Raw genomic sequence first — 383 nt, forward strand, 5'->3', positions numbered from 1 at the left:
GCCGCGACGATCAGGCATTGACGTGATTAACGCACCAAGAATGATAGCCAGGGACGCACACATTCCTGAACCTGTCAGCCATTCGCCGAAGAACACGGCGGCAAAGAGCGCGGAAAAGAACGGCTCGCTCGATTCGATGACCTGTGTTTTGTACGCTTCGATATGCTGTAGGGCGAGAATCGTGCAGTAAAAGCCGCAAAATGACGGAATAACGCCCAGCGACAACAGGCTCGGCAATGCGTTTGCCGACGGAATTTGTGCACCGCTCCATAAATAGGGCACGGCGAGCATGACCAGTCCATACGCCAGGAACAACCAGAAATTTTCCAAGGACGAGCGGAGTTTGAAGAATTTCCAAGCGAAGATGAAGCTGGCATAACCCA

1 protein-coding gene is annotated in these 383 nt (G+C 52.7%); it reads right to left on the reverse strand.

Translation table 11 applies throughout. The features are described from left to right. Window positions 1-383 (reverse strand): EamA family transporter (locus ACWGTI_RS32790; RefSeq protein WP_454590696.1); only part of this gene is annotated, 383 nt, incomplete at both ends.

Source organism: Mesorhizobium sp. ArgA1 (assembly GCF_053714375.1).